Origin of the sequence: Nonomuraea angiospora (assembly GCF_014873145.1) — a bacterium.
In the GTDB taxonomy this organism is placed as follows: Bacteria; Actinomycetota; Actinomycetes; order Streptosporangiales; family Streptosporangiaceae; genus Nonomuraea; species Nonomuraea angiospora.
In genome coordinates this window covers 181,727-202,922 of the sequence record NZ_JADBEK010000001.1, presented here as the reverse complement: position 1 = coordinate 202,922, position 21,196 = coordinate 181,727, and the positions used below count along the sequence as shown (strand labels likewise).

Below are 21,196 nucleotides of genomic sequence, written 5' to 3'. Positions count from 1 at the left end.
TGCCGGATCTCCCCCTCTGTCAGCGCGGCGACGCCGCGACCTGAGAGCTTCACCCCGGGACTGGGGCTTGCACCGTCGGTGAGGCGCGCCTGGCAGGTGCGCCTGCTTTCCAGAGTTGCCTCACCCGAGCGGTACAGGGTGCCTGAGAGATTCCGGGGAGGGTTGCTCCTTCGGCGCCCTGAGACCCGCGGGCCCCAGGGACTCTCCCGCACGGGGTCGTCAGCCTTGCTGTCATAGATTACAACCCTCCGCGTTACGCATGAATTTCCCCGGTGATGCGTTATGCGCGGATTGCCCCGTGGATTGCCCGGATTGCCCGGATTGCCCGATGGGCCGCGCCCGGCGGCCCATGGCAGGAAGGGGTGTGCTAGCCGAGGCGTCGCGCGCGGCGACGGCGGGCGAGCTCGTCAGCGGGGTGATCGGCCGGGACGGTGTCCTCGACCGCCGCCCGTTCCCCCGGCAGCTCCGCGAGGGAGCCCTCGACCTCTCGCCAGACCCGGCCGAGCGCGATGCCGAACACGCCCTGACCGCCCTGGAGCAGGTCTATCACCTCGTCGGCCGAGGTGCACTCGTAGACACTGACGCCGTCGCTCATGAGCGTGATCTGCGCGAGGTCGGCGACCCCGCGGTCACGCAGGTGCTGCACGGCCGTACGGATCTGCTGCAGCGACACCCCGGTGTCGAGGAGCCGCTTGACGACCTTGAGCACCAGGATGTCGCGGAAGCTGTAGAGCCGCTGGGAGCCCGAGCCCTGCGCGGCTCTTATCGTGGGCTCCACCAGGCCCGTGCGCGCCCAGTAGTCGAGCTGCCGGTAGGTGATGCCGGCCGCCGCGCAGGCCGTGGGCCCGCGGTATCCGATGTCCGCCGGCAGCGACGCCGGCTGTTCGTCGAAGAGCAGGCCCTGCTCTCCGGCACGCTGCCGCGCGCTCTCGCGCCGAACCGGATCTTCCTGGCCGGCCGTCTTTCCCTCGCCGCTGCTGACCGCCACGCGGACCTCCGGCTTTCTCTCATCCCGCGGCCTGATCTGGGGGTTCGTAAAGGGCGACCACGGGTTTCACTTGCACCGTAGGACCGTGACCATGCTCAGTCAACGATCCGGCTCGGCGCGTCGTGAAGCGTAAATGCACCGAAATACCTACCCCGCCCTGCCGAAGTCTTCGGGAGTGATCGTGTCAAGGAACTCCCTGAACTTCTCCACCTCGTCTTCCTGGTCGTCCGGGATGATCACCCCGGCCTCCTGGACGACCTCCTCGCTGGCGAAGATGCGCGCTCCGGTGCGCAGGGCGAGCGCGATCGAGTCGGACGGCCGCGCGCTCACCTCCACGCCGTTGGAGAACACCAGGTCGGCGAAGAAGATGCCGTCGCGCAGGGCGACGATGTTGACCGCTCGCAGGCCGACGCCCAGAGCGCTCAGCACGTCTCGGAAGAGGTCGTGGGTGAGCGGCCGCGGCGGTGGCTCCTCCGCCTGGGCCAGGGCGATGGCCGTCGCCTCGGTCATGCCAATCCATATAGGAAGGAACCGCTCCCCGTGTGCCTCCTTGAGCAAGACGATCGGCTGATTTGTGGGCATTTCAACTCGAACGCCCACGACCTCCATCTGCAACACGGGCTGCTCCGTATTCCTGACCGGTCACCCGGCACAGCTATTTGCGGGTCGCTACTGCTGACTGGCTACTGCAATTCAACGTAACACCCGGCGGGCATGGAATGCGCCTCCGCCTCCCAGCTCGCCAGGGTCTCAACGCCCGAGCACGGACCGGATCCCCGACCGCACAAGGGATGCGTGCAGGTCGAGCAGGAGAGTGGAAAGCTCCCTGGCGACCTCGTCGGCCTCCCCGATGGCGCCGGGGGCCCGCCGTTTGAGTATGGGGGCCACGGCCTGCTCGACGAGCCCGCACTCGCGCTCGGCCGCGGCCTTGACCGCCCGCAGGTGGCGGGCGTGCAGGCCGAAGCGGGCCAGCGCGCCGACGCTGCGGGCCACGTTGAGGGCCTCCTCGTCGTAGCGCCTGGCCACGGGGGCGAGCAGGCCGTAGTCCTCCAGCTCGGTGAGCGTCTCCTCGTCGATCTCCGCCGCCTCGAGCAGCTCGGCCCGGCTGAGCCGGACCTCCGTCTTCTCCTGTACGGCGCGCGGGCGGCCGAAGCTCTCGGCCATCCTGTCCTTGATCACCCGCAGCGGCAGGTAATGGTCGCGCTGCTCGCGCAGGATGAAGCGCAGCTGCTCCACGTGCAGGTGAGTGAACTTGCGGTAGCCGGACGGGCTGCGCTCGGGCTCGATCAGCCCCTCACCCTCCAGGAAGCGGATCTTGGAGATCGTCACATCGGGGAACTCGCCCTGCAGGAGCGCGAGCACCTCCCCGATGCTCATGTGAGAGCGTGCCGCCTGGGAGGTCATATGACCTCCCGGGACGGCACCACCACGATTCGCTCGTTCGGCTCGCTCATGCGCCGGCGTGGGTCCGCATCAGGAAGACGAGGCGGAACTTGCCGATCTGCACCTCGTCTCCGGAGTGCAGGGGAACCTCCTCGATGCGTTCCCTGTTGACGTAGGTGCCGTTGAGGCTGCCCACGTCGCGCACGGAGAACTGACCGCCGGGGTGGCGGTAGAACTCGACGTGGCGGCGGGAGACCGTGATGTCGTCGAGGAAGATGTCACTCTCCGGATGGCGGCCGGTCGTGGTGAGGTTTTTGTCCAGCCGGAAACGGCTGCCCTGGTTGGGGCCCCTGGTCACCGTGAGCAGCGCCGTGCCGGGCGGCAACTGCTCGACCAGAGCCCGCTCCGCCAGGAGCATGTCGCCTGCCTCAGCCTCGTATGCCTCGATTCCCGCGATGGAGATCGTCGACGTGGTGTCCCCGGAGACCTCGGGTCTGGCCAGCGGTGACCCACAGCGGGAACAGAAACGGGCATCCTCGGGGTTGGCGTGCCCGCACTGCGTGCAGTAGACGCTCGGCATCGATCGGCTCGGCCTCCTACCGCGAAGACGCGGCGACGGTGCTCAAAGACGCGCCTCGCTTCGCTTTTTCAAGTTTGCGAATGCCGCAACATACGCTGATCAGCGGCAAAGGTCAAGGCGGGGCACTGGACTGTGGTTTGGACGCAGACAAAGTTACCGCCGCTTCCGCCCCGTGGTCCATGCCGCCGCGCGTTTCTACATTACGATCTTGCGGCACTGTCTGGGTGCGTCAAGCGCAATGGCTTTTTCCTCACTCTCCGCGACCATTGTTCACATGGCGGCCTGCTCCACGATGCGGGCCCACCGTTCGAGCAGGGCCTGGGCGCCGTCCATGTCGCCCGCCTCGGCCCACAGGTCGGTCACGGGCTCGCTGGCGGCGGGCAGCACGAGCACCCAGCTCCCGTCGTCGTGGGCCACCCGCACGCCGTCGGTGGTGTCGATGCGCCGGCCCTCGTGCTCGGCCTCCGCCGCCTCGATGACCGAGCGCATGACGGCCCCCTTGGCCGCCCACGGCGTGGGGATCGCGCGCTTGAGCATCTTGACCTCGGGAATCCTGGCGTCGATCTGGCTGAGCGACAGGCGGGTGCGGGCCACCAGCCCGAGCAGGCGCATGAACGAGGCCAGCCCGTCGATGGCCGGGCTGAACTCCGGCACCACGAAGCCGCCGCGCCCGTCCGCCGCGAAGATCATGTCGGGGCCGGCGGCGGCCGAGGTGAGGGCGTCGAGCGCGGTGGAGGTCCACTGCACCTGTACGCCGTGGAAGCGGCAGACCTGCTCGGCGACCCTGGTCGTGGTGACCGGCAGGGCCACCTGGCCGCCCCTGCGCTCGGCGGCGACGAGGTCGAGCACGACGAGCAGGGAGCGTTCGTCGTTGATGAGCTGGCCCATCTCGTCCACCAGGGCGATGCGCTCGCCGACCGGGTCGAACCGGACCCCGAACGCCGCCCGCGACGAGCTGACCAGCTCCGACAGGCGCTGCAGGTCGCGGCGGCGCTCGGCGAGCGTCTCGGTGGGCGAGACGTCGTCGAGGCGGGCGTTGACGGTGAGCACCTCGACCCCGACCCGGCCGAGCAGCGTGGGCAGCACCAGCGAGGAGGTGCCCCCCGCGCAGTCCACGACGACCTTCATGTCCCTGACGTCGCCCACGTCCACGTGGCGCAGCAGCTCGTGGGTGTAGTCCTCGACGGCCCTGGCCGGATACGTCAGCTCGGCGATCTCCCCCGGGAACGCGCGCCGGAACTCCTGCCGGGAGAAGACCCGCTCCAGCTTGCGCTGGGCGGCCGGCGGCAGGTCGGCGCCGCGGCCGTCCATGATCACGATGTCCACGCTCTGCGGGTCGCCCGGGGTGGTGCGCAGGGTGATGCCGCCCGCGGCCGACTCGCGGGCCGTGTGGAAGCGCGTGACCGGCAGCGGGGCCGCCTCCAGGTCCAGGACGTTGATCGCGCCCGCGGTGAGCGCGCCGATGACGGCCCGCTTGAGCGCCCTGGCGGCCAGGGAGCAGTCGCGGGAGGTGACGACGTACTCGCCCTTCTTGAGGGTGGTGGCGTACGCGCTGGCCAGCCGGACGCACAGCTCGGCGGTGATCTCGACGTTGACCAGGCCGCTGACGCCCCTGGGGCCGAACAGGTTGCGCTGGCCGCGCGACTCCCAGATGACGCTGGTGTTGACGACCGCGCCGGCCTCGATGGTCTTGAACGGGTAGACCTTGACGCCGCTGGTGACGTACGCCTCGGGCTCGATGACGCACTCGTCGCCGATGACGGCGTTCTCCTCGATGCGGGCGCCGGCCATGATGTCGGTGCTCTTGCCGACCACGCAGCCGCGCAGGTGGGCGCCGGGGCCGAGGTAGACGTTGTCGTGGACGACCGCGCGGTGCAGGAAGGCGCCCTCGCGGACGACGGCGTTGTTGCCGAGCACGGTGTACTCGCGCAGCTCCGCGCCCGCCTCGACCTTGGCGTAGTCGCCGATGAGCAGCGGGCCCTTGAGCACGGCGTCGGGGTCGACCGAGGCCGAGTCGGCGACCCAGACGCCCGGCGAGAGCTCGAAACCCCCGATCTCCAGGTTGACCCGGCCGGACAGGGCGTCGGCCTGGGCCTTGAGATAGCTGTCGTGGGTGCCGACGTCCTCCCAGTAGCCGTCGGCCACGTAGCCGTAGATGGCGGCGCCGCGGTCGAGGAGGGCGGGGAAGACGTCGGAGGACCAGTCGACGGGCTCGCCCGCGGCGACGGCGTCGAGGACCTCGGGCTCCATGATGTAGATGCCGGTGTTGACGGTGTCGGAGAAGACCTGGCCCCAGGTGGGCTTCTCGAGAAAGCGCTGAACGCGCCCCCCGTCGTCCACGATGATGATCCCGAATTCGAGGGGGTTCGGCACGCGCTTGAGACCGATTGTCACAAGTGCCGAATTTTCACGATGAAACCGGATCATGTCGGTTAAATCGATATCTGTCAGGGCGTCGCCGGAGATCACCAGAAAACGGTCGTCGCGGAGCCGGTCCTCGGCGTTCTTGACGCTGCCCGCCGTGCCGAGGGGCACGTCCTCGGTGGCGTACTGGAGGCTCATGCCCAGCTCGTCGCCGTCGCCGAAGTAGTTGCGCACGAGCGCCGCCAGGAACTGGAGCGTGACCACCGTCTCGGTGATGCCGTGGCGCTTCAGCAGGCGCAGCACGTGCTCCATGATCGGGCGGTTGACCACCGGTAGCAGGGGTTTGGGCTGGTTGGCGGTCATGGGACGCAGCCGAGTTCCCTCTCCGCCTGCCATGACGACCGCCTTCACCCGATCACTCCTTTTTGGCCGAGGTTGCGAGTTGGAGCACCTGCACCCCATACAGCACGCCTGCCCACCAGTACAGGCCTGTTCCCCAAAGCGCGAATGCCCACCCGACAATTCGTGCTATATCGGCATACCACCCCGCGTGGGAGGCAAGGAAGAGGAGAGGGAAGGCGTACATGAGGTTGAACATGGCAGCCTTGCCCAGGTAATGCACCTGAAGTGCCTTGTAGCCATGTTTGCGAAGTACGGGGATGAAACAGGCGACGAAGAGTTCACGCCCCAGGATGACCACGACCAGCCACCACGGGATGACGTCGCGTAGCAGCAGGCCGATGATGGTGGCGAAGACGTAGAGCTTGTCGGCCGCGGGGTCGATGATCCGGCCGAGCCTGCTGGTCTGGTTGAAGGCGCGAGCGATCTTCCCGTCGAGCCAGTCCGTGAAACCGGCCACCGCGAGGATCGCGATGGCCCATCCGTCCGCCTTGGGCCCGAGAACCAGCCAGAGGAAGACGGGGACGCCGAGGAGTCGCAGGAAGCTCAGCAGGTTGGGAACCGTCCAGATCCGGTCCTCGGCGGAAGTTTCGCTCACGAGCAGACCCTACTGCGTGGAACTCTGACACAGCGGCCCCGCATGGGGCGCTCACATTTCCCCCCTTCCCGCCCACGCCAGGCGACTCCTGGCACCCGCTCAGACGCCCTGGTCCCCGCGGGGCCACGGGGTTGGACACGCCGGCGTCGCGGGAGGTCCCCCAGGCGCCAGGGAGCACGGGGTCGGACACCCCGGCATCGCGGGAGGTCCCCCAGGCGCCAGGGCGCGCGCGAAGGCCGCCGCCGAGCCGCGAAGGAGGCGGGCGAGCGCCCGGGCCGGGGTGGTCAGGTGCGGAGGAAGGCGTGGGTGCGGCCCAGCTCCTCGAAGCCGAGCCTGGCGTAGAAGTCCTTCGGCCAGTCTGCCGCGTCGGCCACCAGGAAGATCAGCTCGGCCTGCGCCGCCTGCGCGAGCAGCGCGGTCATGAGGGCGCGCGCGTGCCCCTCGCCCCGATGGTCCGCACCGGTGAAGACGCTCTCTATCTGGGCGACGCCCTCGTGCTCGTACAGGTCGGCCCTGGCGGCGATCTCCCCGCCGGGGGCGCGTACCCCCCAGAAGCTCACCGCGTCGGCGCCGCGCAGCCGGCCCTCCACGCGCCGGGCGAGCCCGTCGATCACCTCGTCCGGCGCCTGCGGCAGCGTGTGGCGCCAGTCGCGCCGCAGCACCGGCAGCAGCTCGGTCACGGAGAGCTTCTCGGCGGCCACGGAGCCGGGCGGGGTGGGGCCGCGGAAGGCCATGATCAGGTTTGTCTCGTGCTCATAGCCGGCGGCGAGGAAGGCGGGCGCGAGCGCCGTGCCGAGCCGGTCGTCGTCCACGCACACCAGCCGGTGCTCCCGCTGCGCGAGCACCTCGTCGGCGGCCCGCAGCAGCCGCTCGGCCGCCTCCCGGGCCTCCTGCCGCGTCGCCGGGACCGGCCCGTGGCCGGCGATGAGCTTGTTGTCGTCGTGGGAGCCGGGATAGCGGTCGTCGAGCACCGCGAACCCGCCCGGCACGGTCACCTCGCGCGGCGCCCTGCGGCGCGCGAAGGCGTGCTGGAAGCCCACCGCGCGCGCCAGGTCCAGAGCGAGCTCAGCCGGCACGCCGCGCCGTCTCGAGGAACGCCCGGATGAGCGCCGGGTCCTTCACGCCGGGCGAGGTCTCCACGCCGCTGGACACGTCGACGCCCCACGGGGCGGCCGCCGCGATCGCCTCCGTGACGTTCGACGGGGACAGGCCGCCGGCCAGCAGCCACTGGCCCGACGCGCGGCCGCGGACGGCCGCCCAGTCCCACGCCTGCCCGGAGCCGGCGTGCGGCGCGTCCACGAGGAGCAGGTCCTCGTCGTAGGCCCCGCAGCGCAGGTCGGCCTCCGCGTCGACGGCCCTGATCAGCCGCAGGCCGAGGTCCTTGAGCGCGGTGAAGTCGCCGTGCGGGTGCTTGCCGTGCAGCTGGATGGCCCGTACGCCGGAGGCCAGCGCCGCCGCGCGCACCGTGTCAGGGTCCTCACCGCGGAACACCCCCACGGTCAGCACGTGGGCGGGCACCAGCGCGGCCAGCTCCGCGGCCCGCTCGGGCGCGATCCTGCGCGGGCTCCGGGTCATGACGAACCCGATCGCGTCCGCGCCCGCCTCCACGGCGGTGGTCACATGCTCGGGCTCGCTCAACCCGCAGATCTTCACATACACCACACCCCCGACCCTAGCGGCGGCGGGGGCCACCGGTGACCATGCCGGGCCGGTCCGCCCGGAGGATGAGCGGCCCTCCCCCGTCCGGCGGACGAGCGGCCCTCCCCGTCCGGGGACAGAGGACGGCCGGGCGGGGTCAGGGGCGCGGCAGGCGTACGGGGCGGAAGGAGGCGTCCACGAGGCCGGTGCGGTGGGCCACGACGGCGGCCTGGATGCGGTTGCGCAGCCCCAGCTTCTCCATGGCCGCCGCGATGTGGGTCTTGACCGTCGTCACGCCCACGTGCAGCTCCTCCGCGATCTCCGCGTTGGACAGCCCGGTGCCGACCAGGGCGAGCACCTCCAGCTCGCGTTCGGTCAGCCCGGCGGGCGGGGGCGCGGCGGCCTGCTCCTCGGCGTCCAGGAACCGCTCCACGACCCGCCGCAGCACCGACGGCGCCAGGAGCTGCTCCCCCGCCGCCGCCCGGCGTACGGCGTCCACCATGCGCTCGGGTTCGTCGTCCTTGACCAGGAATCCGACGGCGCCGGCCCGCAGCGCCGCGTACACGTTGGCGTCCTCCGCGAACGTCGTCAGCACCACGATCCGGGCGCCCGGCCGGGCCGCGAGCACGCGTTTGATCGCCTCCAGCCCGTCGACCCTGGGCATGCGCAGGTCCATGAGGATCACGTCGGGCAGGTGGCGCTCGGCCAGGCGGACCGCCTCGGCCCCGTCCACGGCCTCCCCCACGACCTCCATGTCGCCCGTGGCCTGCAGCAGCATCCGCACGCCCGCCCGTACGAGCGCCTGGTCGTCGGCCACCAGCACGCGGATCATGCGACGCTCCTGGCGGGGAGGCTGGCGGCCAGGAGCCAGCCGCCCTCGCCGTCGGGCCCGGCGGTGAGGGTGCCGCCGAGGGTGCGGACGCGTTCGCGCATGCCGGCCAGGCCGCGCCCGGACGAGGGCAGGCGCTCGACGACGGTGGGCGGGCGGCCGTTGCGGATCCGTACGGACAGCCCCTCCGCCGAGGGGGTGACGCTGACCCGGACCTGGGTGCCGGGGCCGGCGTGTTTGAGCACGTTCGTGAGTCCTTCCTGGACGATGCGGGCGGCGGAGGCCCTGGCGATGAGGGGCGCCCGGTCGGTGGCGGGGTCGAGTTCGAGGTCGACGACGAGCCCGGCGGCGGCCATGCGTTCGGCGGACTCGCGGACCACGTCGGCGGGGTTGGCCAGCAGGTCGGGCTGGCGTTCGGGGTCGCGCAGCAGGTCGAGCAGGTCGCGCAGGTCCTGCAGCACCTGGTGTCCCGTCTCGCGGATGTCGGTGAGGGCGTCGGCGACGGGGCCGTCGGGGGCGGTGTAGCGGGCGGCGCTGGCCCGCAGGACCATGGCGCCCACGTGGTGGGCCACGATGTCGTGGACGTCGCGGGCGATGCGCTCGCGCTCGGCGAGCTGGTCGGCGCGCACCTGGGCGACGGCGGCGCGGGCCGCCTCCTCGGCGCGCAGCCGTTCGGCCGCCGCCGCGGCCTGCCGCATGCCGAGGTAGCGGCCGATGGCGATCGGCGTGGCCACCAGCGTCATGAGGATCCCGACGCGGAACGGCGTGGTCTGGGTCTCCTCGCCGACGACGGCGATCGCGGTCAGCATGCAGCCGGCGGCGTAGGCGACGATCGTCCACGCCCAGGAGGTCACCCGCATCGCGAACACGCCGATCGCGATGAGCGTGAGGATCACGCAGGTGTTGACGACCTGGTTCAGGTAGGTGTCGGCGGAGACGAGCAGCGCGCCCTGCAGCAGGAACACCACCCCGGGCAGCCGCCGGGCGATGCCCAGCGACAGGCCGCCGACCACGGCGAGCAGGCCGACCACCCAGACGGGCTGGGTGCCCGCGTGCCAGGAGGTCCAGGTGCTGAGCACGGTGATCGCCACGCCGCCGGCCGCCAGCAGCGCGTCGGGCGTGACGTCCCGCTCCTCCAGCGGTCCCGCCGAGCCGCGCAGGTACGCCCCGAGCACGGCCGGGAAGACCGCCAGGAAGATCGAGTACACCCAGGTGTTCATGACGACCGGGATGCCGGGGTCGACGATGTTCAACGCGGTCGCGGCCATCGCGGCGGCCACGGCGAGCACGGTGGCCCGCCAGCCGGAGCGGTACCCCACGACTCCGAGCGCCACGCAGACCAGGATCTGGGCCGTGTTGGACGTGAACGACTCGAGCTGGTCGGTCACCGCCAGGAGCCCCGCCAGGTAGAGCGCGACGGGCACCGGCCGGCGCCGGACGAGCCCCATGGGCAGGCCCACCAGCAGCGCCATCGGGATGTTCATCTCGGCCGGCAGGTATCTGGTGTCGCCCGCGTGCGCCGTCGTCAACAGGTCCAGGCCCACACCTGAGACCGCGAGCAGGACATCCAGCGGCAAACCACGCCAACGCATGGACCAACGGTAGCCGTGGAGGTTGTCGGCGGGGGTCATCCTCGCGGAGGACCCCGCCTCCTCCAAGTGGCCGGAGATCCGCCCGGAGGACGGAGCGTCCACCCGCGATCTTGCCTTAGGTTCGGGGCATGCCCAACGACTCCGCACTTTTTCTCGGCCAGTTCTTCCGGGCGCCGACCACGATCGGGGCGGTCGCGCCCAGTTCGCGGTGGCTGGCCTCGGCTGTCTGCGCCCCGATCCCCGAGCGCGGCGAACCGACCGTGGTCGAGCTCGGCCCGGGCACGGGCCCGTTCACGGCGGAGATCCAGCAGCGGCTGGGCGGGCGTGGCCACCACCTGGCCGTGGAGGTCAACGAGCCCATGGCGCGGCTCCTGAAGGCCCGGTTCCCGGCCGTGGACGTGGTGAACGCCGATGCGGCGCGGCTGGGCGAGTTGCTGGCCGAGCGCGGGTTGCAGCAGGCGGACGTGGTGGTGAGCGGGTTGCCGTGGGCGGCGTTCCCGGAGGGGCTGCAGCATGCGCTGCTAAGTGCGGTGACGTCGGTGATGGGCCCTGGTGCGGCGTTCACGACGTTCTCCTACATTCACGCCATCCCGCTGAGCCCGGCGCGCCGGTTCCGCGCGCTGCTGGCCGAGCGGTTCGAGGAGGTCGTGCCGGGGCGTACGGTGTGGCGCAACACCCCGCCCGCCTTCGTCTTCCACGCGCGCCGGCCCCGTCCGTGAAAGGGCCCGTAAAGCCGCGGTAAAAGTTCGGCGGAGGCGGCCGTGGTGCGCGCAAGCCGGGGTGAGTCTCTGCCTCGTCCCCGGAGCAACGTTCTCGGCCTCGGTGAACAAGCCCTCGGCATCAGCGCGGCTACCCGGCCGCCCCCGTCCAGCACCCGCTACCCGGGCGCGGGGGAAGCACACCCGCGGGTCAGCCGAACGACGGCGGCCGCTTCTCCCGCACCGCCCGCACACCCTCGACCACGTCGGGCCCCGTGAACCCGAGGAACTCCATGGCCAGCGACGCGTCGAACGTGGGTCCGGCCAGGCGCAGCCAGTTGTTGAGCGAGTATTTGGTCAGCCTGATCGCCTCCTGAGAGCCGGAGGCGAGCCTGACCGCGATCTCCATGGCCTTGTCGTGCACCTGGTCGTCGTCCACGCACAGGCTGACCAGCCCCATCCGCTCGGCCTGCTCGCCCGTGACGGGCTCGCACAGCAGCAGGTGGTATTTGGCTTTGGCCAGGCCGCACAGCAGCGGCCACACGATGGCCGCGTGATCGCCGGCCGCGACGCCGAGCCTGGTGTGCCCGTCGATGATCCGCGCCGTGCGGCCCGCGACGGAGATGTCGGCCAGCAGGGCCACGGCGAGCCCCGCGCCGACCGCCGGCCCCTGGATCGCCGAGACGATCGGCTTGGAGCAGTTGAGCACGTTGTAGACGATGTCGCGGGCCTCGGCGAACACGCGCAGCCTGGTCGCGTGGTCGCGGGTCATGTCCTCGATCATGGACAGGTCGCCGCCCGCGGAGAACGCTTCGCCCTCTCCCCTGACGACGACGGCCCTGACGCTGTCGTCGCGGTCGGCGTCGCGCCAGATCTCGCCCAGCTCGCGGTGGGCGGTCGCGTCCACGGCGTTGAGCCGGCCCGGCTCGCTGATCGTGACCCGCAGGACGCCGTCGGCCGGGGTGTCGAGCTTGAGCTTGTCGTACGTCACCATGACCCCCGCAGCCGCTCCGCGACGTACTCGCGGGCCTCGACGGCCTGGTCGAACAGGCCCGGCAGGCCGAAGAAGCCGTGCACGGCGCCGTCCCACCTGCGGCTCTGCGCGGCCACGCCGGACTCCGCCAGGCGCCGGGCGTAGTGCTCGCCCTCGTCCCTCAGCACGTCGTACTCGGCCGTCACCACGGTCGCGGGCGCCAGGCCGGCCACGTCGGGCAGCCGCAGCGGCGACAGCCGCGGGTCGGCGGGATCGGCGTCACCGGCGTACTGCCGGGCGTGCCAGGCCAGCTCGGCGGCCCCGAGCGCGTAGCCCTTGGCGTATTCGCCGTGGCTGGGCGTGTCCATGGCCAGGTCGAGCACGGGGCAGACGAGCGCCTGGTGCGTGAGGCCCAGCCCGGCGTCGCGGGCCTGCCAGGCGGCGACGGCGGCGAGGTTGCCGCCCGCGCCCTCCCCGACGACGGCGACGCCGCCGTTGCCCTGGTAGAAGGCCGGCCGGGCGAACAGGTCGCGCACGACGGTCCACGCGTCGTCGGCGGCGGCCGGGAACGGGTGCTCGGGGGCGAGCCGGTAGTCCACGGACACCACCACCGCGCCCGTGCGGATCGCCAGGTCGCGGCAGAGCCGGTCGCTCCGCTTGACGCCGCCGTAGACCCAGCCGCCGCCGTGGAAGAAGACCGCGACGGGGAGCGCGCCGTCGCCGGGGTCGGCGCGGTAGATCCTGATGGGCACGCCCTCGGCCTGCTCGTCACGGACGAAGGGGAGCTTGGTGAGCGGGCCGCGGTGGATCGCCAGCCGGTCGGGCCGCGCGCGCGTCTCCTGGATCTCTGCCGGGCCGAACGCGTCGAAGTCGGTGCCCGCGTCCGGCACGTAACGGGCGAGATAATCCCGCGCCTGAGGATGCAGCGGCATGATCGCAGCCTATCGGGCCGCCTCGATGAACGCATCGAAGATCCGTGCATCTCCGTCACGCTCCGGATGCCATTGGACACCCACGCCGAACCTGTGCCCCTGCAACTCGACCCCCTCCACGATCTGGTCCTCGGCCCAGGCCACGGCCAGCAGGCCGGTGCCGAGGCGGCGTACGGACTGGTGGTGGGGGGCGCTGACCTCGACCCGGTCGCCCACGGCCTTGCCGAGCTTGCTGGAGACGCTGACCTGGATCGTGTGGGTCGCGCCCGGCTCGCCGTGGCGGTCGCTGTCGAGCACCTCGGGCAGCCAGGGGATCAGCGTGCCGCCCTGGGCGACGTTGAGCACGTGCATGCCCCTCGCGATGGCCAGGATCGGCAGGTCTGCGCGGACGGCGGCCCTGGCCAGCGCCAGCTCGAACCGGTCGCGGTGCTGCTGCGGCTCGGCCACCCGCTCGTCGGGCTCGCCCCCGTAGTTGCCCGCGCCGAGCTCCACGCCGCCGGCCAGGACGATGCCCTGCAGGCCGCTGATGTAGTCCTCGATGGCGGGGGTGCCGATCGGCGGGAGCACCACGGGCGCGCCCCCGGCCCGCCCGACCGCCCTGGCGTAGGAGGGGGGCGACAGTACGGCCTCGCGTACGTAGTCGCTCCAGCGGGCGGCTTCGAAGTAGGCGGTGATGCCGATCAGCGGTCGGGACATGCGATCTCCAGGGGGCAAGGTGGAGTCCGTGCCGCCATCAGCCTGTCAAGATGACGGCCGCACGCCCCATCATGGCGCAAGGTCTTTCCGATATGTCAGGTCTCCCAAAGATCTACCACTTCTGTCCCCACCCCGCCGCCCCACCCCTCCCCCGGCGCGCCACTGCGGGACAGGGCACGGCGCTCCGGGGGGCGGGCAGAGGCGCGGCGGGAGTGAGGTGGGGCCGGCGGCGCTGGGCGGGGCGCTGGGCCCGGCGGAGGCAGGCCACGGCACGGGTAGGGCGGGTTGCGGCGTGGGGAGGCGAGGGGGGCGCTGGGTTGCGGGCGGTGCGCTGGGCCCGGGGTGGGGGCAGGCCACGGCGCGGGGAGTAGGCCACAGCAGGGCGCGGCGGGGCTGAGGCGCGACCGGGCACGGCGCGAGGTGGCGCGGGAGGCGCTGCCAGCGGCCGCGCTCGAGCACCCGCCTTGCCTCCAGCCACCCCCACCGGCGCCTCTGGCGGCGTTCCTGTGGGGCGGTGCGGTCGCGGGACGGTGCGGTCGCGGGGCGGTGCGGCCGCAGGGCGGTGGGGCGAGCGGGGCGCCGGTTTCCGAGGCGGTGAGCGGGGCGCTGGGTGCGGTGCACGGGGCCGCGGGTGGGGGGCAGGCCACGGCGCGGGGAGGCGGAACGCCCAGGGGCTGGAGCGGCGCACCTGAGCGCTGAGGGGCCCGGAGCGGCGCCTGCGGGCCAGGCCGGGGTGGGGCCGGACCGTGGCCGGTGCGGGGCGCTCAGGTGCCGGAGCAGGACGGGTGAGGGCCGAACGTGGGTGCGGGTGCCGGTGCGGATTCGGGTGCCGATGCCGGTTCGGATGCGAGAGCCGATCCCGGTGCCGGACCCGATCCCGGTGCCGGACCCGATCCCGGTGCCGGACCCGATCCCGGTGCCGGACCCGATCCCGGTGCCGGACCCGGTCCCGTGCGGGTGCCGGTGCGGTGGGTGGGGTGGGTTAGGTGAGGGTGGGGGTGACGTAGATCTCGGCGCCCGGGGGGAGGGCGCAGTCGAGGTAGCCGAGCCCGTGGGCGTTCTCGCCGCACACGATCATGTTGATGTGCCGGCGGATCCGCCCGTACTCGTCGCGCAGCCGCTCCTCCAGCAGCGGATGCGTACGCCGGAGCATGTCGAGGGCCGCCCCCAGGGTGGGCGGGGAGTCGCGGTCGGCGGCCACGGCGAAGACCTTGACCTCCGAGCGCCCGCTCACCCATCGCCGCAGCATGCCCGGCAGCACGAAGACCACCATCGTGACCATCGGCTAGAGCACCGCCGCACGCACGGTGAGCACGTCGGGCAGGTGGCGGACGACCGGTGACCAGGTCTCGCCGCCGTCGCGCGAGCCGTGGACCTCGCCGTCGCGCGTGCCGAAGAACACTCCCGCCTCCGAGGCCGTCATCGCGTCACGCAGCACGGCCGCGTGTACGGGCCCCTCGGGCAGGCCCGAGGCGAACGGCTGCCACGTCGCGCCCGCGTCGTCGCTGCGGAAGACGCGGTAGCGGTGGCCGACCGGGGTGCGGTCGACGTCGGCCGTCAGGGGCAGCACGAAGACCGTGTCGGGCCGCGACGGGTGGACCGCGACGGGGAAGCCGAAGTCGGACGGCAGGCCGGCGCCGATGTCGTGCCAGGCCCCGCCGAAGTCGTCGCTGCGGTAGACGCCGAAGTGGTGCTGGAGGTAGAGCCGCTCGGGCCGGGAGGGGTGCATGGCCACCTTGTGCACGCACTGCCCGAACTCCGGATATTGCGCCCCTTCGGGCAGGAACGGGGCCCGGATGTTGTGGTTGGCGGCCTCCCACGACAGCCCGCCGTCGAAGGAGCGGTAGAAGCCGCCGGTGGAGATCGCGACGCCGATGGTCCGCGGGTCGGTCGGGTGCGGGACGATGGTGTGCAGGCACAGGCCGCCGCCGCCCGGCTGCCACTGCGGCCGGTGCGGGTGCTCCCACAGGCCCTCGACCAGGTCGTAGGTGACGCCGCCGTCCTCCGAGCGGAACAGCGCGCCCGGCTCGACCCCGGCCCACACCACGCCGGGCTCGGACGGCGAGGGCGCGAGCTGCCACACCCTGGTCAGGGTCGCCTCGGTCTTCTCCGGGAAGGCGATGGGCGGCCGCTCCGCCTCCTTCCACGTCTTCCCGAGGTCATCCGAATACATGACGGACGGACCGAAATGGCCGTATTCGATCCCGGCCAGGAGCCGGGGCGAGGCGCCTCGCGTGTCGATCGCCACCGAGTGCACCCCGACCGTCGAGAACTGGATCGGCTCGACGTCGAACGGGCCGCCGCCGGTGGAGCGGGCGAGGAAGAGGCCCTTGCGGGTGCCGATCGCGAGCAGTGTGTCACTCATGGCGTGCTCCCTTGTTGGTCTGCGGCCATCGTGCCACGCAGGACCGACAGTCTCAGAGGACTGGGAGTTTTCCTCCTGCGAAGCCGCATTACCTGGCGGGTAATCGTGACGCTTCCCTCCAGCGGCTACTGTGCCGGGCATGGGAGCAGTAGCCGTAAATGAAGAGACATTTGGTGAGTTGTTGCGTTCGTGGCGGCAGCGGCGGCGGGTGAGCCAGCTCGACCTGGCCATCGAGGCCGACGTTTCGGCCCGCCACATCAGTTTCCTGGAGACCGGGCGCGCCCGGCCGAGCCGCGAGATGGTGATGAAGCTGGCCGAGGAACTGGATGTGCCGCTGCGGCAGCGCAACAGGCTGCTGATGTCCGCCGGGTTCGCTCCGGTCTATCCGGAACGCGAGGTCCGCGCCCCGGAGATGGAGGTCGTACGGCAGGCGCTGGACAAGATCCTGGCCGGGCACGAGCCGTACCCGGCGGTCGTGGTGGACGCGGCCTGGAACCTGGTGGCGGCCAACTCGGCGGCCGCGATGTTCATGGACGGGGTGCCCGCCGAGCTGCTGAAGGAGCCGATCAACGTCATGCGGCTCTCGCTGCACCCCGACGCCATGGGCGGCCGGCTGCTGAACCTGGCCGAGGTCCGCGCGCATCTGCTCTACCAGCTGCGCAGGCAGGCGGAGGGGTCGGGCGACGGGCGGCTGGCCGCGCTGTACGACGAGCTGGCCGCGTACGAGTATCCGGGGGTGGACCTGAACGTGGCGCACGTGCCGGGCCCGGCCGACATCCTGGTGCCGTTGCGGATCGCGGCCGGTGACCGGGTGCTGTCGATGTTCACGACGATCGCGACGTTCGGGACGCCGGTGGACGTGACGGTCTCCGAGCTGGCCATCGAGACGTTCTGGCCGAATGACGAGGAGACCGCCGCCGCGTTCCACCAGGGTCTGGGGAGTTAGCGGGCCGAGCGCCTCCTCACCGGCGGGGTCAGCGGGCGGGCCGGGTGGCTCAGCGGGCGGGGGTTAGCGGGCCGGGTGCCTCAACGGGCGCGGAGTTAGCGGGCCGGGCGTCTCAACGGGCGCGGAGTTAGCGGGCCGAGTGCCTCAGCGGGCGGGGGCGGGTGGGCCGGGGAGGTCCTCGCCGGCGGCGATGGGCGCCTCGATGGCGAGGGTGGGGCGGCCGCCGCCGGTGATCGGCAGCCCGCCCGTGACGGTGTAGGTCCGCATGTCGAACGCCCCGCCCGCCGGCGCCCCCGCGGCGGTGAAGGCCACGTGGGCGTTGCCGCCGGGGACGACCGAGGTGGACAGGTAGTCGCCCGCCATGCGGCCCTGCGCGGAGTCGGCGAGCCAGCCGAGCTCCATCGGCCCGTGCAGCTCGACGGGAGGCGACCAGCTCGCGCCGCCGTTGGCGGAGGAGGTGTAGCCGACCGTGAGGCGGCAGGTGGCGGCCGTGCAGGCGGCGGAGGGGTAGCGGTAGTAGGCGAGCGCAAGCCTGGCCGTCTCGCCCGCGGCGGCGGGGTCGACGCCGAGGCCGGGGATGAAGTGGTCGCCGCCGTCGTCCGTGACGCGCAGGATGTGGCTCCACTCCGCGCCGGTGGCCGAGGTGCTCATGACGATGTCGTTGCCGCCGCAGCTGAGCTGGAAGCGGCAGTCGGACCAGGCGACGTACACGGTGCCGGCGGCGTCCACCTCCGCCGAGGGCAGCGGCGCGGCCCGCAGCCCGCCCGCGACCCTGTGCCGCTGCACGGTGGCGACGAGCACGCTGCGGCCCCAGCTCTCGCCGCCGTCGCCGGAGCGCAGGGAGCGGATCTGGCCCTCGCCGCTCAGGTACGGCACGACGAGGGCGCCGTTCGGCCGCACGACCGGCTGCCCGCCCAGCCCGGTCGCGGACGTGCCGGTCTCGGCCCAGGTCAGGCCGCCGTCGGAGGAACGGGCCACCTTGATCGCGTTGCCCGCGGCGACATCGTCGTAGACCGCGTAGCAGCGGCCGTAGTACGGGCTGCGGGCGCCGTTGTCGCAGACGACCCAGCTCTTGTCCAGGTCGCCCCCGCCCGCGACGGCGGTCGTGACGGGGGCGCCCCAGGTCAGGCCGCCGTCGGCGGAGCGGCTGGTGAGCACCGCCGCCCCGGTGACCCCGTCCTGGCTGGTGAGCACCGCCGCCCCGGTGACCCCGTCCCGGTCGGTGAGCGCCAGCGAGGAGATCAGCCAGACGCCATGCCGGGCGTCGTAGGCCACGGACGGGTCGCTGACCCGCCCGTACGCACCGCCGCCGGACGTGGTGAGCCCCGGCAGCACGCCCCTGGTCCAGGTGGCGCCGTTGTCGGCCGAGGTCGCGTACGCGATGCCGGACGCCCCGCCGTCGAAGAACCTGCCGATCTGCTGGGCGGCCACGACCGTCGTGCCCGCCTGGAAGGTGTCGGGCCCGACCTGAGTGCCCGCCTGGGACGTGTCAGACCCCGCCTCCGACGTGCCGGGCCCCAGCTCCGTCAGCGGGATGGCCTCCGACGACGCCACGGCGGGCAGCGGGGTCAGGAGGAGCACCAGGGTCAGCAGCCCGCCGATTCCTCGGCGGCCGGCGGGGGATGGCACAGTCCACCTCCACGTAGGCGTGTCATCCTCCACCTCGCACCTTTCGACCCGAAGTGTCAAGATCTGTCAGCGTTCGGCCTGGACGACGTCCCGGTGAATACGCGACAGGGGCACGCCGTCGTTCTGGAGGCGGAGCACGGTCTCGTTGACCATGCCGGGCGGGCCGCACACGTACACGTCGTGCTCGGCCCAGGAGTGGAAGCGCTGCACGACCTCGGGCAGGTGGCCGCGCATCCCGTCGTAGCCGGGCTGGCCGGAGACCACGGGCAGCACCCGCAGCCAGGGGAACGACGACTCCATCCTGATCAGGTCGGGCAGGTCGTAGAGCTCCTCGAACGTGCGCGCGCCGTACAGCAGGTGGATATTGGGCCGGCGGCCCGAGGCGATGATGTGCTCGATGATCGCCTTCAGCGGGCCCAGGCCGGTGCCGCCCGCCACGCACAGCACGTCGCGCTGGCTGCTCTCGCACGGCGCCATCGTGCCCATCGGCGGCCCCAGCAGGAGCGCGTCGCCGATGCGGGTGTGCCTGACGAGCGTGGTGGACACCCAGCCGCCGGGGACCGAGCGGACGTGCAGCCTGAGCGTGTTGTCGGCGCGCGGCGCGTTCGCGATGGAGAACGTGCGCCAGACCCGCGGCCAGCGCGGGGTCTGCACGGTGACGTACTGGCCCGGCGTGTACGGCAGCCGCTCGGCCGGCCGCAGCGTGAGCACGGCGATGTCGCGGTGGCGCAGCTCGTGGTCGATCACCTCGGCCGGCCACCAGGCGGGCGAGACCCCGGAGTCGGACTCGGCCGACTCGATCATGAGAGTGGCGGCCGCCGTGTAGGCGGCGACCCAGGCGGCCTCGATCTCGCGGTTCCAGATCTCGGCGGCGAAGCGGCGGACGGTGGCGAGCAGGGCGTTGCCGACGGCCGTGTAGTGCTCGGCGATCACGCCGTACTTGCGATGATCCCTCCCCAGTTGGCCCAGGTACGACGCGAGGCTGTCCGGACTGTCCAGGCTCCACACGATGCGGGTCAGAGCACTGAACAGGCGGTCCCGCTGAACGTCCATCGCGGGCGGGAACATGCCCCGCAACTGCGGGCTCTCGGTGAACAGCCGGCCGTAGAAGTAGGCCGTCGCCTTGTCGGCCACCGGCTCGATGACGGAGAAACTCTCTTTTACCAGGCGCGGATTCAACGACATTTACCAACCCCACCTATGGACCGGAATTGGGTTCCGGTCGTGTCGTTCACCTCCCTGACGGCTCCGGGTCTTGAGCGCCCGGCCCCTCCCCGGTACAACCGATGCGCTCAAAATTGAGTCTTACACCACTGATGACGCGTCACAACCGTTTCTCCTCAATACGGTGCGAAGCGAACCAACTGGAGTTACCTCGCCCTGCTTCGCAGGCGAATTTCGGACGGAAAATGCGAGGAAAAATCGTATTTGCCGGGCTAGTTGGCTCAGGTGCCTGAGGGGCGTACCATCCCGCCATGGCAGTCCTCCACCCCAGGCGCGTGGCCTGGGAAGGCGCCCGGACCTTCGTCACCGCCGCGAACACGGACGCCTACTGGTGGCTCAGCGACAGGGTCGGCCACCACCTGGGGCTGACGTACCAGTCGCGGCTGTACGAGACGCGGATGCGGCTGCGGGCGACGGCCGAGGCGGACGCGATCCACGCCGAGGCGGGCGCGTGGCGTGCCCGCCTGGACGAACTCCTCGACGCCTGCCCCGCGACCGCGTCGGTGCTCACCCGGCTGATCAGCGAGACCGCGTCCCGCCTGCCCTGAGGTGAGGTCAGGGGCAGACCCGCCCGTTGGCCTCGAACGCCGCGTGGGTCAGAGGCATGAGCTCCGCCCACAGGGCCTCCATCTTCTCGGCGACCATCTCGATCTCACGCTGCGGGAACGACGGGAACGTGGAGTCCTCGCGCTTGACCCGCAGCGACAGGAAGTTCATCAGGGCGCGGGCGTTGCAGGTGGCGTACATCGAGGAGTAGAGGCCCACCGGCAGCACCGTACGGGCCACCTCGCGCGCCACCCCGGCCTCGAGCATTTCCAGATAGGCCCGATAGGACTGCCGGTAGCTTTCCCGGGTCGCCTCGGTCACCAGCTTGTGCTGCTCGGCGGTGCCGTCGAGGAACACGTACTTGCCGGGCTTTCCTTCCTGCACCAGCTTCCGGTCTGGCCCGGGCACGTAGAAAACCGGCGTCAACTGCCGGTACCTGCCGGATTCCTCGTTATAGGAAAAGGTCCGGTGCCTCATGAATTCCCGGAAAACAAAGATCGGCGCGCTGACGTAGAAGGTCATGGAAGAGTGCTCGAACGGCGTGCCGTGCCGGTCGCGCATCAGGAAGTTGATGAGGCCCTTGGAACGCTGGGGATCGGCTTCGATCTCCTCCAGAGAGCTCTCACCCTTCGTGGAGACGCGGGCGGCCCACAGCACGTCGGCGTCCGACGCGGCGGCCTTCACCAGCTCCACGTCCACGTCGCTGCGGAACGTGATCTCGGCCTCGGGTTCGACAGTGCCCACGAAGAGTCCCCCTGCTCAGGTCGGGTGTTGTGACGGCCCCCAGCAAACCAGGTCGGGGCCGCGCGGCGCGAT

The 21,196-nt window shown here is 71.7% G+C and carries 21 protein-coding genes and 1 riboswitch; of the genes, 3 read left to right on the top strand and 18 right to left on the bottom strand.

The window, feature by feature from the left end:
* Positions 1-119: 119 nt before the first annotated feature.
* A riboswitch (glycine riboswitch) is annotated at positions 120-219 on the bottom strand.
* A gap of 148 nt (positions 220-367) precedes the next feature.
* The 10 genes from H4W80_RS00900 to H4W80_RS00855 form a co-directional block, all read right to left on the bottom strand.
* Positions 368-988, bottom strand: coding sequence for a MerR family transcriptional regulator (locus H4W80_RS00900; protein ID WP_192783293.1), 621 nt, complete (start codon positions 986-988; stop codon positions 368-370).
* A gap of 147 nt (positions 989-1,135) precedes the next feature.
* On the bottom strand, positions 1,136-1,606 hold the full coding sequence (locus H4W80_RS00895; protein WP_090771501.1) for a bifunctional nuclease family protein: 471 nt from the start codon (positions 1,604-1,606) through the stop codon (positions 1,136-1,138).
* Positions 1,607-1,738: 132 nt separating this feature from the next.
* The gene (gene ftsR, locus H4W80_RS00890; RefSeq protein WP_225963172.1) at positions 1,739-2,365 is read right to left on the bottom strand and encodes a transcriptional regulator FtsR; all 627 of its coding nucleotides are present in this window, start codon (positions 2,363-2,365) and stop codon (positions 1,739-1,741) included.
* A 73-nt stretch (positions 2,366-2,438) separates the two neighbouring features.
* The gene (locus H4W80_RS00885; protein WP_192783291.1) at positions 2,439-2,951 is read right to left on the bottom strand and encodes an FHA domain-containing protein; all 513 of its coding nucleotides are present in this window, start codon (positions 2,949-2,951) and stop codon (positions 2,439-2,441) included.
* Between the two features lie 270 nt (positions 2,952-3,221).
* Positions 3,222-5,726 carry a sugar phosphate nucleotidyltransferase gene (locus tag H4W80_RS00880; RefSeq protein WP_192783290.1) on the bottom strand — a complete coding sequence of 835 codons (2,505 nt, stop codon included), beginning with the start codon at positions 5,724-5,726 and terminating at the stop codon, positions 3,222-3,224.
* 4 nt (positions 5,727-5,730) lie between these two features.
* The gene (clsA, locus tag H4W80_RS00875) at positions 5,731-6,312 is read right to left on the bottom strand and encodes a cardiolipin synthase ClsA (protein WP_192783289.1); all 582 of its coding nucleotides are present in this window, start codon (positions 6,310-6,312) and stop codon (positions 5,731-5,733) included.
* A gap of 284 nt (positions 6,313-6,596) precedes the next feature.
* Positions 6,597-7,388, bottom strand: coding sequence for a GNAT family N-acetyltransferase (locus H4W80_RS63295; RefSeq protein ID WP_192783288.1), 792 nt, complete (start codon positions 7,386-7,388; stop codon positions 6,597-6,599).
* A complete protein-coding gene (locus tag H4W80_RS00865; protein WP_318786646.1) occupies positions 7,378-7,974 on the bottom strand; it encodes a phosphoribosylanthranilate isomerase in 597 nt (198 codons plus the stop codon). Before H4W80_RS00865 ends, H4W80_RS63295 begins: the two co-directional genes overlap by 11 nt.
* 133 nt (positions 7,975-8,107) lie before the next feature.
* Positions 8,108-8,782 (bottom strand): response regulator, encoded by a 675-nt coding sequence (locus H4W80_RS00860; protein ID WP_192783287.1) that lies wholly within the window; start codon positions 8,780-8,782, stop codon positions 8,108-8,110.
* Entirely contained in the window at positions 8,779-10,371 is a 1,593-nt protein-coding gene (locus H4W80_RS00855) for a sensor histidine kinase (RefSeq protein WP_225963171.1), read from the bottom strand. The genes H4W80_RS00860 and H4W80_RS00855 overlap by 4 nt, the downstream gene beginning before the upstream one ends.
* Before the next feature lie 128 nt (positions 10,372-10,499).
* Between H4W80_RS00855 and H4W80_RS00850 the strand changes: the two genes are divergently transcribed.
* Positions 10,500-11,090, top strand: coding sequence for a class I SAM-dependent methyltransferase (locus tag H4W80_RS00850; RefSeq protein WP_192783286.1), 591 nt, complete (start codon positions 10,500-10,502; stop codon positions 11,088-11,090).
* A gap of 190 nt (positions 11,091-11,280) precedes the next feature.
* On the opposite strand, the gene H4W80_RS00845 is transcribed toward H4W80_RS00850, so the two are convergent.
* The 5 genes from H4W80_RS00845 to H4W80_RS00825 all read right to left on the bottom strand — a co-directional run bounded on the left by H4W80_RS00845 (position 11,281) and on the right by H4W80_RS00825 (position 16,035).
* On the bottom strand, positions 11,281-12,063 hold the full coding sequence (locus H4W80_RS00845; RefSeq protein WP_192783285.1) for an enoyl-CoA hydratase/isomerase family protein: 783 nt from the start codon (positions 12,061-12,063) through the stop codon (positions 11,281-11,283).
* Positions 12,057-12,974 carry an alpha/beta hydrolase gene (locus tag H4W80_RS00840; protein WP_192783284.1) on the bottom strand — a complete coding sequence of 306 codons (918 nt, stop codon included), beginning with the start codon at positions 12,972-12,974 and terminating at the stop codon, positions 12,057-12,059. The genes H4W80_RS00845 and H4W80_RS00840 overlap by 7 nt, the downstream gene beginning before the upstream one ends.
* A 9-nt stretch (positions 12,975-12,983) precedes the next feature.
* Entirely contained in the window at positions 12,984-13,670 is a 687-nt protein-coding gene (locus H4W80_RS00835; protein WP_192783283.1) for a gamma-glutamyl-gamma-aminobutyrate hydrolase family protein, read from the bottom strand.
* A gap of 982 nt (positions 13,671-14,652) precedes the next feature.
* A complete protein-coding gene (locus H4W80_RS00830; protein ID WP_192783282.1) occupies positions 14,653-14,952 on the bottom strand; it encodes a ubiquitin family protein in 300 nt (99 codons plus the stop codon).
* Positions 14,953-14,955: 3 nt separating this feature from the next.
* Positions 14,956-16,035: a WD40/YVTN/BNR-like repeat-containing protein gene (locus tag H4W80_RS00825; protein WP_192783281.1), complete on the bottom strand. Its 1,080-nt coding sequence runs from the start codon at positions 16,033-16,035 to the stop codon at positions 14,956-14,958.
* 178 nt (positions 16,036-16,213) lie between these two features.
* On the opposite strand from H4W80_RS00825, the gene H4W80_RS00820 reads away from it, so the two are divergent.
* A complete protein-coding gene (locus H4W80_RS00820) occupies positions 16,214-16,981 on the top strand; it encodes a helix-turn-helix domain-containing protein (RefSeq protein WP_318786645.1) in 768 nt (255 codons plus the stop codon).
* Positions 16,982-17,125: 144 nt separating this feature from the next.
* Here the strand turns inward: H4W80_RS00820 and H4W80_RS00815 are convergent, their stop codons facing one another.
* Together H4W80_RS00815 and H4W80_RS00810 are read right to left on the bottom strand one after the other, a co-directional pair.
* A complete protein-coding gene (locus H4W80_RS00815; protein ID WP_192783279.1) occupies positions 17,126-18,610 on the bottom strand; it encodes a sialidase family protein in 1,485 nt (494 codons plus the stop codon).
* A 66-nt stretch (positions 18,611-18,676) separates the two neighbouring features.
* Entirely contained in the window at positions 18,677-19,795 is a 1,119-nt protein-coding gene (locus tag H4W80_RS00810; protein ID WP_192783278.1) for a globin domain-containing protein, read from the bottom strand.
* 290 nt (positions 19,796-20,085) lie between these two features.
* Between H4W80_RS00810 and H4W80_RS00805 the strand changes: the two genes are divergently transcribed.
* The gene (locus H4W80_RS00805) at positions 20,086-20,382 is read left to right on the top strand and encodes a hypothetical protein (protein WP_192783277.1); all 297 of its coding nucleotides are present in this window, start codon (positions 20,086-20,088) and stop codon (positions 20,380-20,382) included.
* Between the two features lie 7 nt (positions 20,383-20,389).
* Here H4W80_RS00805 and thyX read toward each other — a convergent pair whose 3' ends face one another.
* The gene (gene thyX / locus H4W80_RS00800) at positions 20,390-21,079 is read right to left on the bottom strand and encodes an FAD-dependent thymidylate synthase (protein ID WP_318786644.1); all 690 of its coding nucleotides are present in this window, start codon (positions 21,077-21,079) and stop codon (positions 20,390-20,392) included.
* Between the last annotated feature and the right edge of the window lie 117 nt (positions 21,080-21,196).

What these genes read in the sequence shown, in the direction of transcription:
- H4W80_RS00855 (WP_225963171.1), bottom strand. Translation starts at nt 10,371, where the DNA reads ATGCGTTGGCGTGGTTTGCCGCTGGATGTCCTGCTCGCGGTCTCAGGT.
- H4W80_RS00885 (WP_192783291.1), bottom strand. Translation starts at nt 2,951, where the DNA reads ATGCCGAGCGTCTACTGCACGCAGTGCGGGCACGCCAACCCCGAGGAT.
- H4W80_RS00850 (WP_192783286.1), top strand. Translation starts at nt 10,500, where the DNA reads ATGCCCAACGACTCCGCACTTTTTCTCGGCCAGTTCTTCCGGGCGCCG.
- H4W80_RS00830 (WP_192783282.1), bottom strand. Translation starts at nt 14,952, where the DNA reads ATGGTCACGATGGTGGTCTTCGTGCTGCCGGGCATGCTGCGGCGATGG.
- H4W80_RS00860 (WP_192783287.1), bottom strand. Translation starts at nt 8,782, where the DNA reads ATGATCCGCGTGCTGGTGGCCGACGACCAGGCGCTCGTACGGGCGGGC.
- H4W80_RS00810 (WP_192783278.1), bottom strand. Translation starts at nt 19,795, where the DNA reads ATGTCGTTGAATCCGCGCCTGGTAAAAGAGAGTTTCTCCGTCATCGAG.
- H4W80_RS00845 (WP_192783285.1), bottom strand. Translation starts at nt 12,063, where the DNA reads ATGGTGACGTACGACAAGCTCAAGCTCGACACCCCGGCCGACGGCGTC.
- H4W80_RS00805 (WP_192783277.1), top strand. Translation starts at nt 20,086, where the DNA reads ATGGCAGTCCTCCACCCCAGGCGCGTGGCCTGGGAAGGCGCCCGGACC.
- H4W80_RS00840 (WP_192783284.1), bottom strand. Translation starts at nt 12,974, where the DNA reads ATGCCGCTGCATCCTCAGGCGCGGGATTATCTCGCCCGTTACGTGCCG.
- H4W80_RS00835 (WP_192783283.1), bottom strand. Translation starts at nt 13,670, where the DNA reads ATGTCCCGACCGCTGATCGGCATCACCGCCTACTTCGAAGCCGCCCGC.
- ftsR (WP_225963172.1), bottom strand. Translation starts at nt 2,365, where the DNA reads ATGAGCATCGGGGAGGTGCTCGCGCTCCTGCAGGGCGAGTTCCCCGAT.
- H4W80_RS00825 (WP_192783281.1), bottom strand. Translation starts at nt 16,035, where the DNA reads ATGAGTGACACACTGCTCGCGATCGGCACCCGCAAGGGCCTCTTCCTC.